The organism is Curtobacterium sp. MCPF17_011 (assembly GCF_003234145.1).
Lineage (GTDB): Bacteria > Actinomycetota > Actinomycetes > Actinomycetales > Microbacteriaceae > Curtobacterium.
In genome coordinates this window covers 29173-44378 of the sequence record NZ_QKSK01000005.1, presented here as the reverse complement: position 1 = coordinate 44378, position 15206 = coordinate 29173, and the positions used below count along the sequence as shown (strand labels likewise).

Sequence of the window (15206 nt, the reverse complement as noted above, 5' to 3'; positions counted from 1 at the left end):
CGGTCCGGGTTGCGTCGGCTCCTCGGCCGTCCGGTCGGAGTCGACGCGCCGCTGCCCGCCGATACACCGACCCCGTCGGCACCGGCGGCGGACCGTCCGGCCGAGCCGCGCCTCCCGGTCGACACCTCGCTGGTCACCGAGCCGTCACGGCCCGGTGACCACGGGGTCGACGTCGTCGTCACCGTCGCAGAGACGACGTTCCGCGACGGTGCACACCGGGCGGTCGTCCGGGCCGCGCGGGACGCCGGTGCCGCGACCGTCGTCGTCAGCGTGTACGACGTCCACGCGGGCCCGACGAGCGTGTACCCAGCCGTCGTCGCCGGAGCTGACCACGTCGTCGCCCGTGCGACCGTCGCCGCCACCTGGGGCGGCGCCGTGGCCGCGGCTCGGCCACTCCTCACGAGCGCCCGGGTGGTCGTGCAGGACGCGTCGGTCACGATGCCCCTCGAGGCCTACGCGACACTGACGGCAGCACTCGATCGTGCACCGGTGGCCGTGGGTGTGGTCCGGACCGGTGACGACGTCGTCGCCAGCGCCGGAGCGGTCCTGGTCCGGGGCACGGCACCGGTGGCGGCACTGCTGCGCGGGCACCCGGCCGAGGACGCCGACCTGCTCGACGGCGCCGAGGTCTTCGCGGCCGACGAACCGTGCTTCGCGGTGCGTACCGCGGACCTGGCGCTGCCGGTCCGCACGGTCGACACCCGGACCGCCGTCGCACGACTCACCCGCGACAGCGCGGACGCCGGCGGCGGCCCGTGCGTGGTCGTCGCACTCGGCCGTGTGTACCGCACACACGTCTTCCGCGAGCGTCGGTACGACACCGACGCCGCCACGGCCCTCGCCCACTGGCGGGCGCGGGTGGACGGCACCGCGATCACCGCGCTGGAACGCGCCGGACTCGTCCCGGGCCTCCCGGCCGCCGACCCCGCGGGAGCCCCGGTCGCCCTCCGCGAACCGGTCGTCCGTGCCGAGCGGGGTGCGGAGCGGGTCACGCTGCGGGACCGAGGAGAACGGTTGCGCTGGTCGATCCGGATCGCCGCCCACCCCGGCCCCGGCGGGGATGACTGGGGCGACACGTTCTTCGCCCGTGACCTGGCGACGGCGCTCCGGTCGCTCGGGCAGGAGGTCGTCGTCGACCACCGCGAGTCGCACGTCCGCCCGCTGTCCGAGCACCTGGACGACGTCGCCCTGACGCTCCGCGGACTCGACGACACCCCCGTACACCCGTCGGCGACGAACGTGCTCTGGGTCATCTCGCACCCCGACCTCGTCACGGCGGACGAACTGGCCCGCTACGACCTGCGGTTCGCCGCCGGGCCGGTGTGGGCGGCCCGCGTGGCGGCGGACACGGGTCTCGACGTCGCCCCGCTCCTGCAGGCCACGGACCCCGCCCGCTTCCACCCGGGGCCAGGGGCGCCCGAGTACGCCGGGCTCGACACCGCGTTCGTCGGCAAGACCCGGCAGGTCTTCCGGCCGGTCGTGCGGGACGCCGTCGCCGCCGGCCTCGACCTCGCCGTCTGGGGCGAGGGGTGGGAGAGCCTGCTGCCGGACGGCGTGCACCGCGGGGTGTTCGTCGCGAACGAGGCACTGCCGTCGCTCTACCGCAGCGCTCGCGTGGTGCTCAACGACCACTGGGACGACATGGCCCGCGACGGGTTCGTGTCCAACCGGCTGTTCGACGCAGCGGCCACGGGGGCCCTCGTCCTCACCGATCCGGTGCCGGGCGTGGACGAGCTGTTCCACGGTGCCGTGCGGACGTACCGTGACGCAGACGAGCTCCGCGAGTTGGTCCACCAAGGGGAGACCTCGTCGGCTGCGGAACGTGCCGAGCGGGGCACCCGCGTCGGTGCCGAGCACTCCTTCGTCCGGCGGGCCGAGGTGCTGCTCGACGCGGTGCGACGGCAGCGGGCGGGCGGCTAGCTCCGATGCCGAGCGCCCCGGCGCCTGCCGGCCTGCTGGCTAGCCCCGGCGGAGCCGTCGGGCCACGTCACCCGCGCGGTCCGCGATCCGCACGACACGGCGTGCGCGCATCGCCGCGAGTTCCGCATCTCGTGCCCTGACCTCGCGGAGCGCCGCCTGCGCACGGTCGCGCTCGAACTGCACGGTGGCACGGAGCGTGTCCGCGGTCGCCTCGCCGGCCCGGACGCTGTCCTCGAGGGACTCGATCCTCCGGTCACGGGTGACGATCGCGTGACCGACCTGCTGCAGCCGACGGAGTCGGTCCTCGGGGACGACCGGGTCGGGGGTCCCGTCCAGGCTGGTCGACCCGGCGCGACGGAGCACCTCCGCGATGCCGTCGTCCCGCGTGAAAGGACCCGCGGCCGCCTCGTCGTCGGTGACGAAGCGGAGCGCGAACGTCGACTCGAGCACACCCTCCCGCAGACGGCGGAGGTCCCGCATGCCGTGGTGACGCGGGCTCGGGGTGAGGTCGGGGTTCGCCTCGTAGGCGCGCCCGCTGACGTCGACGCGGTGCTCGTACTGGGTCCAGGACCGCCAGGGCAGGTGCAGGACCTCGAGCTCGAGTCCGGCGGGCACCGGGGCGCCGTTCGCGACGCTGACCTGGTGGTTGCCCTGCACGACCGTCACGTCGGGGTCACCGACGTGCACGGCGTTGGTGCTCGGCGGGCCGATCAGACCGATCGCCTGGAGTTCCGTGACCGATCGGTCGTCACGCCAGTGCAGGCGCTCGATGCCACCACCGGACTCGGCGAGCATCCCGGTCATGTTGACGACCGGGACGGTGAACGCGCCGACCACCGGGTCCAGGCGCTCGAACACCTCACCCACCGTCAGGGAGCGGTCGACCGGCAGGATGAACTCGTCGGCGTCGGCGTTGACGACCCAGTCGGCGTGGTGGCTGCGCGCGGCGTCGCGGGCCATCCCGGTGACGACGGTGCCCTGCTGCTTCCGGTGCACCGGGTCGTGGCGCAGGTCGACCGTGACGTCCGTCCGCGCGGCGAAGGCGGTGAGGAGGTCGGTGGTCCCGTCGACCGACCCGTTGTCGGTGATGACGAAGACGTCGAACCCCTGGGCCACGTGGTGGTCGAGCCAGGCGGGGATGACGTCCGCTTCGTCGCGGACCATCAGGGTGACGGCGAGGGTCATGGGCAGGCTTTCCGGGTTCGGGTTCGAGTTCGGGTTCAGGGCACCGGGGGAGACGGTCGGATCGGCCGACGATACCGTGTCAGCGGGTGTTCGTGGCGTGGGCCCGCACGGCCAGGGCAGCGCGGAGCACGACTCGGAGCGGCCACAGCCACCACGCGGGGTACTTCCGTGCCAGGAACCGGTACGCGCTCTCGTGGTGGGCACGGCGCATCCGCTCCGAGGACCCCTGCGTCGCGGTCCCGCCGATGTGGGTGGCGGTCGCTGCGGGTTCGTAGACGTTGCGGAGGCCCAGACGTCCGATGCGCCAGCCGAGGTCGACGTCCTCGAAGTACATGAAGTACCCCTCGTCGAAGCCGCCGAGTCGGTCGAGGACGTCGCGCCGCACCAGGACACACGCCCCGGACAGCCAGCCGGCGTCACGACGACCGTCGTGTTCACCGTCCTGGCGGTACCGCCGGGTCCAGGGGTTGCCGGGCCAGACGTTCGCGAAGACCGCGTGCCCGAGGCCGGTCCGGAGGGACGGGACGAGCCGGGCGGACGGGTACACCTCGCCGGTGGGTTCGAGCAGCCGCGGACCGGCCGCGCCGATGCCCGGGTCGGCCTCCGCGGTCGCGAGGAGCCGGTCGAGTGCCCCCGGCTCGAGGACGACGTCCGGGTTGGACACGAGGACCCAGCGGACCTCCGGCCCGAGCGTGGCGACCGCGCGGTTCACCGCACCGCCGTACCCACGGTTCTCACCGAGTGCCAGGAACCGGGCACCCGCGGCCTCGGTCACGGCGCGGAGCGCGTCCGCGTCGGTCGAGTCGTTGTCGGCCACGACCACCGGGACGGCTCCGGCGCTCGCTGCCGGCACGGAGGCGAGGAACGCCGGAAGGACGTCGCCGGAGTTGTACGAGACGGTGACGATGGCGGCACGCGGACCGGACCCAGCGGGAGTGGCGTCGGGTGTGGCGTCGCCGACGGTGCCGTCAGCGGCGGCGGTCACCGGTACACCCCGAGGTGTGCCCGCGCGCAGGCAGCCCACGAGAAGCCGTCGGCACGCTGACGTGCGCGGGCGACCCGGTCGGCGCGGTCGGCCTGGTCACCGTCGAGCAGAGCGGCCAGCGCAGCGCGGATGGGCTCGGCGTCGGGCTCGGTGTACGTGACGGTGTCGCCGCCGACCTCCGGGATCGCCAGGCGGTCGGTGGTCAGGACGTCGGCGCCGGAGGCCATGGCCTCGAGCACCGGCAGGCCGAAGCCCTCGGCGATGCTCGGGTAGGCCACGATGCGCGACCCGCCGAGCAGTGCCCGCAACTCGTCGACGGGCAGGTACCCGAGGTAGCGCAGCGGGGCTCCCGGACGGTCACCCGCCGCCGTCAGCTCGCGTTCGGCGGCCTCGTCCCAGCCGAGCCCACCGGCGACGAGCAACGCGGGGACGTCCGGCCGCTCGGCGCCGAGCGCCCGGTGCGCCGCGATGAGTTCCGGGAGGCGCTTGCGCGGTTCGACGGTGCCGAGGAAGGCGATCCACTCGGCGTCCGCCGCGAGCTCGTGCGCCGCCCGGAACGCGGCGAGGTCGGCGTCCGTCGGCGGGTGGAACAGCGCACGGTCGACGCCGAGGTGCGCCACGACGGTCGCGCGACGCGGTCGGCCGGCGAACCGGTCGAGTTCGCTGACGGTCGCGGCGCTCGGCGCGACTGTGGCGCGGGCGAAGCGCCGTGCCAGTCGCGTCCACGCGCGGAAGAACCGCACCTTGAGCGTCGAGTGCGCCGCCGGGTCGCTGAAGAAAGTCGCGTCGTGCAGGGTGACGACGGTCCGGGAGGCCCGGATCACCGGGAACGTGTAGTGCGGGCTGTGCAGGACGGCGGACCCCACCCGTCGGGCCAGGGCGACCAGGCCGGTCTGCTCCCACACGAGGCGCAGCGGACGCGAGGAAGTCCAGCCCGGAGCCGCGTGGTACCGGTGACCTGGAGCGAGCCCACGGAGCCACGCGACGTCGTCCGGCTTCGCCACGACGTCGACGTGCTCGTCGAGTTCGTCGAGCCCGGCGAGGAGCCCGGAGATGTACCGTGCCACGCCGCCTCGGTTCGGCGGGACCGACGTGGCGTCGACCAGCACCGGGAGTACGCCCAACGTCAGCCCTTGACCTGGCGCTCGGTGGTCTTCGTCCAGGCGATCCCCGACTGGGTGTCCTCGTCGACGACGACGAAGCGGGCGGCCTCGCGCTCGATGACGATGTGCTCGCCGTTCGGCTTGGCGAGGAACACGTGCACGAAGTACTGCCCGCCGCCGAGGCGCAGGTCGTTGAGGTGCCACTCGACGGTGGCCGAACCCCGGAGCGGGTCGTGCCGCGTCTGGAGCTGTCGGCTGTCGACACCGAAGGCGGGGTGACCGAGGTGGTTCTCGATCTTGATGCCGGCGCGCCACTCCGGCAGGACGTCGGCGTGCGAGAACGTCGCGCGGATGACGAGGTCGTCGCCGTGGTGGTGCTCGGCGCCGGGGGCACGGCCGGGGATCTCGAGCTCGACGTGCTCGACCTTGCCGGGGTTCGCGTCCTCCTCCGGGTTCGCGGCCTCGGCCTCGGCCACACGACGGCCCTCGAGGATCTCGCGGAAGTTCTTGACCGCGAGTCGGGCCGAGCCCTGGAACTTGACCTCGCCGTGGTGCAGTACGACCGCCGAGTCGCACAGCTCCTGGACCTGGCCCAGGGAGTGCGACACGAGGATGATCGTGCGGCCCTGCTCCTGGAACTCGCGGATCTTGTCGAGGCACTTCTTCTGGAACTGCTCGTCACCGACTGCCAGGACCTCGTCGACGAGCAGGACGTCCGGGTCGGTGTTGATGGCGACCGCGAAGGCGAGACGCACGTACATGCCGGATGAGTAGAACTTCACCTGCGTGTCGATGAAGTCGCCGATGCCGGAGAACTGCAGGATGTCGGCGAAGCGGGCTTCGGTCTCCTCCTGCGTCTGGCCCAGGATCGCGGCGTTGAGGTACACGTTCTCGCGACCGGTCAGGTCGGGGTGGAACCCGGCGCCGAGCTCGATGAGCGCAGCCAGGCGACCGCGACGCTCGACGGACCCGGTGGTCGGTTCGAGGATGCCGCCGATGGTCTTCAGCAGCGTCGACTTGCCGGAGCCGTTCGGGCCGAGCAGACCGATCGTCGTACCGGCGGGGATGTCGAGGCTGATGTCCTTGAGCGCCCAGAAGTCCTCGCTGTGCCGACGTCCGGCGCGGCCCAGGGTGACGACGCGCTCCTTGAGCGAGTTGTCCTTGCGGATCGTGAAGCGCTTCGAGACGTTCTTCACGGTGACGACCGCGGGGGCGTCCGAGAACGGGGAGCGGGTCTCCTGCGTGGCGTTGTCGAGGGTCATCGGGTCAGATCTCCTGGGCGAAGTTGCCCTGCAGCTTGGCGAACACCCGCTGGCACAGCACCAGCGCGATGAGGCCGACGACGCCGGCGATGACCAGGCGGAGGAGCAGGTGCGAGGGGTACTCCGAGTCCGGGCCGGCGGTCCAGAAGGCCCGGTGGAACCCGAGGACGGCGAGGGTGATCGGGTTGGCGGTGTACAGCGTGAGCAGCCACTGCGGCGCCGCGTTCGCGACCTGCTGCCAGCTGTAGACGATGGGCGAGGCCCACATCAGCAGCAGCACCAGGACCTCGACGAGGTACTGCATGTCGCGGAGGTAGACGTTGGCGGCGGCGAGGAGCAGCGCCAGGGCCGTCGCCCAGATCAGGATCACCAGCGTCGACGGGAAGAAGTAGAGCAGGTCGGGCCGGATCCAGGCGAACCCGCTCTGCAGGAGCGTCGCGACGAGGAGCACGACCAGCTGCACGCCGAAGTTGAACAGCGCCGCCCCGACGCTCGCCAGCGGGTAGATCTCGCGCGGCAGGTAGATCTTCTTGATCAGCCCGCCGTTCGAGACGATCGACGCCGTGCCCGCGGCCACGATCTCGCTGAACAGCCCGTAGAGGGTCAGTCCGGCGAAGACGTAGACGGCGAACTCGGGGATGTTGCGGGACGCGCCGAGGATCTTGCCGAGCACGAAGTAGTAGATCGCGAGCTGCACGAGCGGACGGATCAGCGTCCACGCGAACCCGAGCGCACTGTCCTTGTAGCGGGACTTCAGGTCACGGCGGATCAACAGGTCGAGCAGCTGCCGGTGGGCGAAGACCTCGCGGATCGACCCGATGACGGCGGTGGCCGGCCGACCGGCCGGGATCATCCGCTCCTGGCGGAGCCGATCGAACCGCTCGGTGACGATGTTGCTCAAGGTGTTTCCTCACATTCGACGCGGGCGACGGACCACTGTACATCGGCGACCGGGAGCGGCCGCCGGGCGTCAGCGTCCGTTCTTGCTCTCCCGCATGATGCGCACACGGTTCTGGACCTTGTCCCGGAGCCCCGAGACGCCGTTCTCGCGGAGGTACCAGGTGGCCAGGCGCACGTCCCGGGAGATGCCGTGACGGCTGTTCGCGATCTGGTGGAACTGGAGCTCGCGCTGCCGGGCCGGGCTCAGCTGCACACGGGGGCGTCCGGCCGCGGCGAGCGACCCAGCCGGGACCGCCGCTTCGTGCGCGCGGTCGGCGGCGACGTGCGGGTCCTTGCAGAACTCGATGAGGGGGGAGAGGGCCTGCTCCCACGTGAAGTCGGAGCGGACGCGGGTCACCGCGTCGCGGGCGGCCTGCGCGGCCTCGGGGTCGTACAGCATCGACTCGAGGGCGGCGGCGAGTCCGTCGACGTCGCGCTCCTCGACCGCGACGCCCATGCCCTCGGCGGCCACCAGGTCACCGAAGCTGTCGCCGTCGGTGGTGACGATCGGCAGGTTCGCCCACATGTAGTCGAGGATGCGGGTACGGAACGAGAACGTCGTCTCGATGTGCGCGAAGTGCGTGCTGACGCCGGCGTCGGCTTCGAGCAGGTAGTTCTGGCGGTCGTCGAGGGCGACCCACTGCTCGTTGAAGAACACGTGCTTGCCGGTGAGCCCGAGCTGGTCGCTGAGGCGACGGGTCTCGGACACGATCGCCATCTCCGGCACGTCCGGGTTCGGGTGTGCGACGCCGAGGAAGAACAGTCGGATGTCGTCGTGCGTCTCGGCGACCTTGGCGATCGCGCGGACCAGCGACGGGGTGTCGAACCAGTTGTAGATGCCACCGCCCCAGATGACGACCTTGTCGTCCTCACCGATGCCGGGGGTCACCCCGCGGATCGCCTTGCGCTCGTGCACCGGCGGGGTGGAGTCCATGCCGAACGGTGCGATGGCGATGAGCTTCTTCAGGTTGTCGTCGGCCAGGTAGTTGTCCGGGTTGATGCGACCGACCGCGGCGAGCTGTCCGAGCCAGAACAGCCGCTGCCGCTCGGAGGCGCACAGGAAGAAGTCGCCGCGTTCGAGCTGCCGGTTGATCACCTCGGTGGTCGAGGTCACCTGGTTCCGCCAGCCGACGTCACCGTTGTCGCGGGCCTGCTCGAGCTGCTCGAGGTGCATCGGGTCGTAGAGGTCGACGACCATGATCTTGTTCGAGTTCTGCAGGGTCTGGAAGTGGTGCAGCGCGTAGCCCTGGAAGAAGATGACGTCGGCCCACTCCTCGTGCTCCCGCATGGCGCGCTCGTGCTGGAGCGGGACGCGGGACACCTCGAAGCGGTCGGTCTTGCGGTTCGCGACGTTCCAGGTCACGAGTCGGACGTCGTTGTGTTCGCTGAGGGCCTCGGCGATCTTCCACGCCCGCATGCCCGGGCCGGCCATCTTCTCGCCGAGGGCGTCGCCCGTGATCACCAGCACGCGGGTGCGGTGCATCGGCTGCTCGACGTCGAAGGCCTCGATGATGGCCTGGTAGCCCTCGAGGAAGTAGCCGTCCTCGAACAGCGGCTTGAAGGCGTCACCGAACAGGCGGAAGACCTCTTTGTCGGTCTTGACACGCTGGCCCTGGATGCGGCGGCGCTCCTCCGACAGGCGGGGGAGGTCCGACACGAACTGGTCGAGCGCGTACAGCCCGGCCACCGCCTCCTTCGACATCGGCGTCGTCGGGTCGAACTCGTCCGGGGCACCGGTGAAGCGGCGGATGTCGAACTCCTCCGAGTCGCGACCGCTCTTCGCCACCGCGCGGCGGGCGAGCAGCGCGAGGGCTGCGGGTAGGAAGACGCCGAGGTTCTCGTCGGAGAGGTTCTTGTACAGCAGGTGCAGGGCGTTCCGCTCGAGCAGGTACATCTCGCGGTGGTCGCCGAACGACTTCATCGAGCCGTGGTGCTTGTGGTAGACCACCGAGCGCGGCGCGAACCGGACCCGGTAGCCGAGCAGGTTGAGGCGCCATCCCAGGTCGACGTCGTCGTAGAACATGAACAGGCCCTCGTCGAACCCGCCGACCTCGAGGAAGACGTCGCGGCGGACGAAGAGCGCCGACCCGGTGCCGAACAGCAGGTCCTGCGGCTCGTCGAACCGGCCGTCGTCGAGCTCGGCGATGTGGTTCTTGTAGCCCATGCCGAACCAGCTGAGGCCGGACTCGACGAAGTCGATGGTCTTGCCCTCCCAGTCGAGGACCTTGCTGGCGACGGCGGCGACACGGGGGCTCGGGGCGAACCCGGCGATGCCCTCCTTGACCCAGTTGACGTCGGGCTTCGCGTCGTTGTTGAGGAAGGCGACGACGTCACCGCTCGCCTCGCGGGCACCGAGGTTGCTGCCGCCCGTGAAGCCGAGGTTCTCGGCGGACACGATGATCTTCACGTTCTGCTGCGCACCGAGCGCGGCCCGGAGCCGCTGTTCGCTGTCGTCGCCGGACCCGTTCTCGACGACGACGATCTCGAGGCGGTCGGCCGGCCAGTCGACCTCGCTCAGGCGGGCGATGCACTCGAGAGTGTCGTCCGTCCCCCGGAAGTTGATGACGACGACGGACACGCGGGGCGCGGAGGTGGACACGGAACGACTCCATACGTCGGCTGGCGAGGGTGCCTGCGGAAGGCGGGTACGACTATACCGACGCGGTCTCGGGACACCTGTGACCTGGGAGACTGACGCGGTGGACGTCTCCGTGGTCATCATCGACTGGCACCAGCCCGAGCTCACCCGCCGCGCGATCGCCTCCGTGCTGTCCCAGCGGGTCGACGCCTCGGTCGAGGTGGTGCTCGTCGTCAACGAGGCGGACGATGCCACGGTGGCCGCCTACCGCGCCGACCACCCAGCGGTCGTCGTCGTCCCCGACCCGACCAACGCCGGGTTCGCCGGGGGTGTGGTCCGGGGGATCGCGGCGTCCTCGGGTGACGTCGTCGTGTTGCTGAACAACGACGCGGTCGCCGACCACGGGTTCCTCGACCGTGGCCTGGCGGTCCTCGCCGCGGGTGGACCGCGGGTCGCGGCCGTCGCCGCGACGGTCGTGCTCGAGGGCCGGTTCGCCCCCGTCGCGTCCGGTGACCGGCGGTCTGCCGACGACTTGGTCGCGCCGGACGGCCGACGCTGGCGGCGTGCAGAAGTGGGGCAGACCCTCGTCAACGGCACCGGTGTGGTGCTCGACCGGTCCGGCAACGGACGTGACCGCGACTGGCTCCGGCCGCTGGACGACGGGCCGGAGTCCGCGCCGCTCTTCGGCTTCTCCGGCGGCGCGGCGTTCCTCCGTCGCGGCCCGCTCGAGGAGGTCGGCGGGTTCGACCCGACCCTCTTCATGTACTACGAGGACCTCGACGTCGCGTGGCGCCTCCGGCTCGCCGGGTACGAGGTCCGGCACGCCCCCGACGCGGTCGTCGTGCACCGCCACGCCGCCAGCTCGGGGAGCGACTCTCCACTCGTCCGGTCGCAGAGCATGCGGAACCGTCTGGCCGTGGTCCTGCGGAACGCCTCGGCCGGCTTCGCCCTGCGGGTCGTCCTCCGGACGGTGGGGCGCCTGGTCCGCGACCTGCTCCGTCCGGGCTCGGCACAGCTCACGCCGGCCGCGTGGTGGCGCCTCTGCCGGGAGGCCCCTGCCGTCCTCCGCCACGCTCGTCACGCCCGGCGTCGTGACGGTGTCGGCGCGGCGGTCCGGCGTCGGGTCGAGGCGGCGCTCGAGCCGATCGGCTGACGCACCCGGCTGAAGTGACGCTCAGGCGTCCCTGGGAGGGCGGGACCGCGGTGCACGGCGGGCGGGGCGGTGGCGCGCCGGGCCTCCCGTTCGGGGGGACGGACTGGGGGCTGTGTGATCACTGTGATCCAGGTAGCCTGATGTGACCCGTGTGCACCGGTCGTTCGTCAGGGGTCGACCGATTGCGCAGAGCGCATCGCGCACGCCACAGAACCCCGTCGACGCCAACGGAAGGCCCAACGACGTGAAGAAGGTCGTCGCCATCATCGCGAGTGTGCTCGCGGTCGCGAGTGTGCTGGTCGGTTTCCAGCTGTCCGGTCCCAACGCCTCGCAGGAGCCCGCGTCCGCGGTGACGGGCTCGTCGTTCTCGGCGGGCAACATCATCTCGGACGCCAACTTCTACGACGGCGGAGCGATGACCGCCGCGCAGATCCAGTCGTTCCTCAACACGCAGGTCGGCACCTGCGCGTCGAGTTCGTGCCTCAACGTGGGCAAGTTCAGCATGAACTCCCGCGGCAGCGACCCGATGTGCCGCGCCGTGACCGGTGGGTCGAACCTGACGGCCGCGGTGATGATCTCCCGCGTGGCGGCGGCCTGCTCCATCAGCCCGAAGGTCATCCTCGTGACGCTCCAGAAGGAGCAGACGCTGGTCAGCGGCGCCACCGCGCGGAACCCCTCCGCCGCTCGGCTCGAACGCGCCATGGGCTACGCCTGCCCCGACAACGTCGGTGGCCACTGCGATCCCGCGTACGCCGGCGTCGGCAACCAGGTCTACTGGTCCGCCTGGCAGTGGAAGCGCTACGGCAACCCCGCGGGCACGAGCAACTACTTCACCTGGTTCAACCCGGGCGGCGTGCGGCAGATCCAGTACAACGTCCCGACCTCCTGCGGCACCAAGTCGGTCTCAGTCCAGAACAAGGCGACCGCCGCGCTGTACTACTACACGCCGTACACGCCGAACACGGCGGCACTGAACAACCTCTACGGCACCGGTGACTCGTGCTCGGCCTACGGCAACCGCAACTTCTGGCGGATGTACACGGACTGGTTCGGTTCCCCGACCGCGTCCGCGAAGCCGATCGGCCGACTCGACTCGGTCCAGGACGCCGGTGACGCCGTCGCCGTGCGCGGCTGGGCCATCGACCCGACGACGACCGCCGCCACCCGCGTGCACGTCTTCGTCGACTCCTCCGGAGCGGGCTACACCGCCAACGCCAGCCGACCCGACGTGGGCAAGGCCTACCCGGGGTCCGGCAACTCCCACGGGTACGACCTGACGATCGCGGCCACCCCGGGCAAGCATCAGGTCTGCGCCTCCGCGATCAGCGTCGACGGGACGAAGAACCAGAGCCTCGGCTGCAAGTCGGTCACCGTGACCAAGGCCTCGCCGGACGGTCGGGTCGACTCCGTCACGACCGTCGTCGGCGGCGTCGCGGTCCGCGGGTGGACCTACGACCCGAACCAGCCGAAGACCGCGCTCACCGTCAAGGTCTCGGTCGGCGGCAAGGTGACGACGATCCCGGCGAACCGCACGCGTGCCGACGTCGGCAAGGCCTACCCGGCGGCCGGATCGGTGCACGGGTACGAGGCGACGGTCCCCGCCGTCAGCGGCAACGCGAAGGTCTGCGTCACCGCGGTGAACGTCGGCGCCGGGCACGACGCCCAGCTCGGCACCTGCACCACGGTCCGGGCCGTCGCCTCGGCGCCGGACGGCCGTGTGGACCAGGTCGCCCCCGTGTCCGGAGGCGTCTCGGTCCGAGGATGGGCGATCGACGGCGACACCGCGAAGCCGATCAACGTCGACGTGTACGTCGACGGCGTCGGCAAGCGCTTCCCCGCGGACGTCGCGCGCTCGGACATCGGCGCGGCCTACCCGGCGTTCGGCGCAGCCCACGGCTACCAGGCGACCGTGGCGGCGAAGCCGGGACCGCACCAGGTCTGCGTCTACGCGATCAACACCGGAGCCGGCTCCGCCAACACGACGCTCGGCTGCCGGACCGTGCAGGTCGCCAGCCCGCCGGTCGGGCGTCTCGACTCCGTCACCCCCGGCGCGGGCGCCGTGACGGTGAACGGCTGGGCGTACGACCCCGACACCGGTGCCGCTCCGATCGCGCTCCGGGTCACCGTCGGCAAGGCCACCACCGCTGCGAAGACGGGCGCCGCGCGTCCTGACGTCCAGAAGGTGTACCCGGCAGCCGGTGCGAAGGCGGGGTACGTCGCGAAGGTCGCAGCGCCGACGGGCGTCTCACAGGTCTGCGTCACCGCGGTCGACCCCGGCGGTGCGTCCGACACGGCACTCGGGTGCAAGTCGGTGACGGTGCAGTAGCTGCGGATCTCCTACAGTGGCGGGGATGCCTACCGAACCTGGGACCGCTGTGCGGTCGTCCCGACGTGAACGACTGTCCATCACCGCGATCGTCCTGGCGTTCGTCGCGGTCCTGGTGCTCTGGGCGTCCCTCCAGCCGCTGTTCGGGTCGCCGGACGAGATCGCGCACTGGGACGCCGCCGTGCAGCTCGCGATGGGTCAGGGGTGGCCCGACCCGACGCACCTGAAGCTGCTCTCCGCCACCCGCGCCGGCCAGGCCGAGGGGCTCGGCTTCCTGCAGGTCGACCGGCCGACGCTCGAGGCGCTCCTGGCCTCGGCGCCGGGCAACGGCGCGACGAACCAGATGACCCAGCACCCGCCGACCTGGTACGCCATGGCCGCCGGTGTGCTGCACCTCATCGGGTACATGCACCTCCGCTGGGACCTCGACCTCTACGCGATGCGGCTCATGAACGTCGCCGTCCTCGGCACCCTGCCGCTGGTCGTCTGGGCCGCCGTCCGGCGCGTGACCCGCTCGCCCCGCACGGCACTCGTCGCCGCGGCGTCGCTGTTCCTCATCCCGCAGGTCGGGTTCATCGGGACGTCAGCCACGAACGACACCCCGGTGATCATCCTCGGCGCGGTGGTCGTCTGGTTGGTCTGCCGGATCGTGACGGGGGACCGCGGCTGGGTCACCCTCGTGGCGCTCGCGGTCGCGGCCTCCGCAGCCGTGTCGTTCAAGGCGACGGCGCTGCCCCTCGTGCCGTTCGCCGTGGTGGCGGTCGTGATCGCCGGGCAGGGGCGCAGCCGGTGGCTCCGCGGAGCCGTCGTGCTCGTCGTGCCGGTGCTGGCCACCTCGTGGTGGTGGGTGCGCAACGTGTTGGTCTTCCACACCCTGCAGCCCGCCGGCCTGCCGCAGTCCATCCGCACCGAGCAGTTCGCTCCGGGGGAGGGCCCCGACGTCGGTGGTTTCGTGAACACCGAGTGGAACCGGGTGACGAACTCGTTCTGGGGGCAGTACGGCCTGTTGCAGTACCCCTCCAGCCCGATCGTCATCGCCGCCCTCAGCGTCGTCGCCATCGGGGTCGTGCTGGTCTGGGGCTTCCGGAGCGGCGCTCGCCGGACGGCCTGGCTGCTCGCCCTCCTGCCCCTCTTCACGCTCGCCGCCGGGCTGCAGAACAACTGGTCGACCTACCTCCGGACGACGACGATCGGCGGCATCCAGGGCCGTTACTACTTCGTCCTCGTCGGCGTCCTCACGGTGCTCAGCGCGATCGCCTGGCGCCGTTTCGTCCGGGACGAGGACGACCGCCGCCGACTCGGTCGGACCGTCGTCGTGGTGGCGGCGCTCATGACGGTCTACGGCTGGTCGGTCGCCTACCGTGGCTACTACGAGGGCTTCCACCTCAAGGTGACGACGCTCGGGCTCCGGCTGCTGGCCGGACAGACCCCGCTCGGCCCCGTCGGGTTCGGGCTGGTCGCGGTGGTCGCACTCTTCCTGCTGGCCGTGGCCGTGGCCGTGACGCTCGCGGCACTCCGGTCGCCGGAGGCACGCACCACGCTCGACGGATCTGACGTCCGGGGGCACGGGGACGGGCACGGGATCCGCGGCCGCTCTCGGACCGTCGAGGACGCCGAGCCGACGGACGCGACCTCCGGGACGGGGCCGGCCACGGCCTCCCGGCCGGTCACCGGCGACGGCACCGCGCAGGGGTGGACGACCGCTCTGTGGTCCTGAGCCGCGCCGACACGCGGTACCCTGCGGATTCGCTCACC

Annotated in this window: 10 protein-coding genes; 4 read left to right on the top strand and 6 right to left on the bottom strand. The window is 71.6% G+C overall.

Annotation, left to right across the window (positions count from 1 at the left end):
• The first annotated feature begins 9 nt into the window (after positions 1-9).
• Positions 10-1920: a glycosyltransferase gene (locus DEJ25_RS07580; RefSeq protein WP_111044309.1), complete on the top strand. Its 1911-nt coding sequence runs from the start codon at positions 10-12 to the stop codon at positions 1918-1920.
• Positions 1921-1959: 39 nt separating this feature from the next.
• On the opposite strand, the gene DEJ25_RS07575 is transcribed toward DEJ25_RS07580, so the two are convergent.
• The 6 genes from DEJ25_RS07575 to DEJ25_RS07550 all read right to left on the bottom strand — a co-directional run bounded on the left by DEJ25_RS07575 (position 1960) and on the right by DEJ25_RS07550 (position 9993).
• Positions 1960-3105, bottom strand: a complete 1146-nt coding sequence (locus tag DEJ25_RS07575; protein WP_110902744.1) for a glycosyltransferase family 2 protein — start codon at positions 3103-3105, stop codon at positions 1960-1962.
• Positions 3106-3184: 79 nt separating this feature from the next.
• Positions 3185-4090, bottom strand: coding sequence for a glycosyltransferase family 2 protein (locus DEJ25_RS07570; protein ID WP_181421481.1), 906 nt, complete (start codon positions 4088-4090; stop codon positions 3185-3187).
• Positions 4087-5157 (bottom strand): glycosyltransferase family 1 protein, encoded by a 1071-nt coding sequence (locus DEJ25_RS07565; protein ID WP_220033188.1) that lies wholly within the window; start codon positions 5155-5157, stop codon positions 4087-4089. The genes DEJ25_RS07570 and DEJ25_RS07565 overlap by 4 nt, the downstream gene beginning before the upstream one ends.
• Positions 5158-5216: 59 nt before the next feature.
• Entirely contained in the window at positions 5217-6455 is a 1239-nt protein-coding gene (locus DEJ25_RS07560; RefSeq protein ID WP_110902745.1) for an ABC transporter ATP-binding protein, read from the bottom strand.
• Between the two features lie 4 nt (positions 6456-6459).
• Positions 6460-7356 carry an ABC transporter permease gene (locus DEJ25_RS07555; RefSeq protein ID WP_258366266.1) on the bottom strand — a complete coding sequence of 299 codons (897 nt, stop codon included), beginning with the start codon at positions 7354-7356 and terminating at the stop codon, positions 6460-6462.
• Positions 7357-7425: 69 nt separating this feature from the next.
• Positions 7426-9993, bottom strand: coding sequence for a glycosyltransferase (locus DEJ25_RS07550; RefSeq protein ID WP_220033187.1), 2568 nt, complete (start codon positions 9991-9993; stop codon positions 7426-7428).
• A 100-nt stretch (positions 9994-10093) separates the two neighbouring features.
• Between DEJ25_RS07550 and DEJ25_RS16855 the strand changes: the two genes are divergently transcribed.
• The 3 genes from DEJ25_RS16855 to DEJ25_RS07535 all read left to right on the top strand — a co-directional run bounded on the left by DEJ25_RS16855 (position 10094) and on the right by DEJ25_RS07535 (position 15168).
• A complete protein-coding gene (locus DEJ25_RS16855) occupies positions 10094-11125 on the top strand; it encodes a glycosyltransferase family 2 protein (protein ID WP_220033186.1) in 1032 nt (343 codons plus the stop codon).
• Positions 11126-11369: 244 nt separating this feature from the next.
• Positions 11370-13451, top strand: coding sequence for a hypothetical protein (locus tag DEJ25_RS07540; protein ID WP_110904732.1), 2082 nt, complete (start codon positions 11370-11372; stop codon positions 13449-13451).
• 25 nt (positions 13452-13476) lie between these two features.
• Positions 13477-15168 (top strand): DUF2142 domain-containing protein, encoded by a 1692-nt coding sequence (locus DEJ25_RS07535; RefSeq protein ID WP_111044308.1) that lies wholly within the window; start codon positions 13477-13479, stop codon positions 15166-15168.
• Positions 15169-15206: the final 38 nt, after the last annotated feature.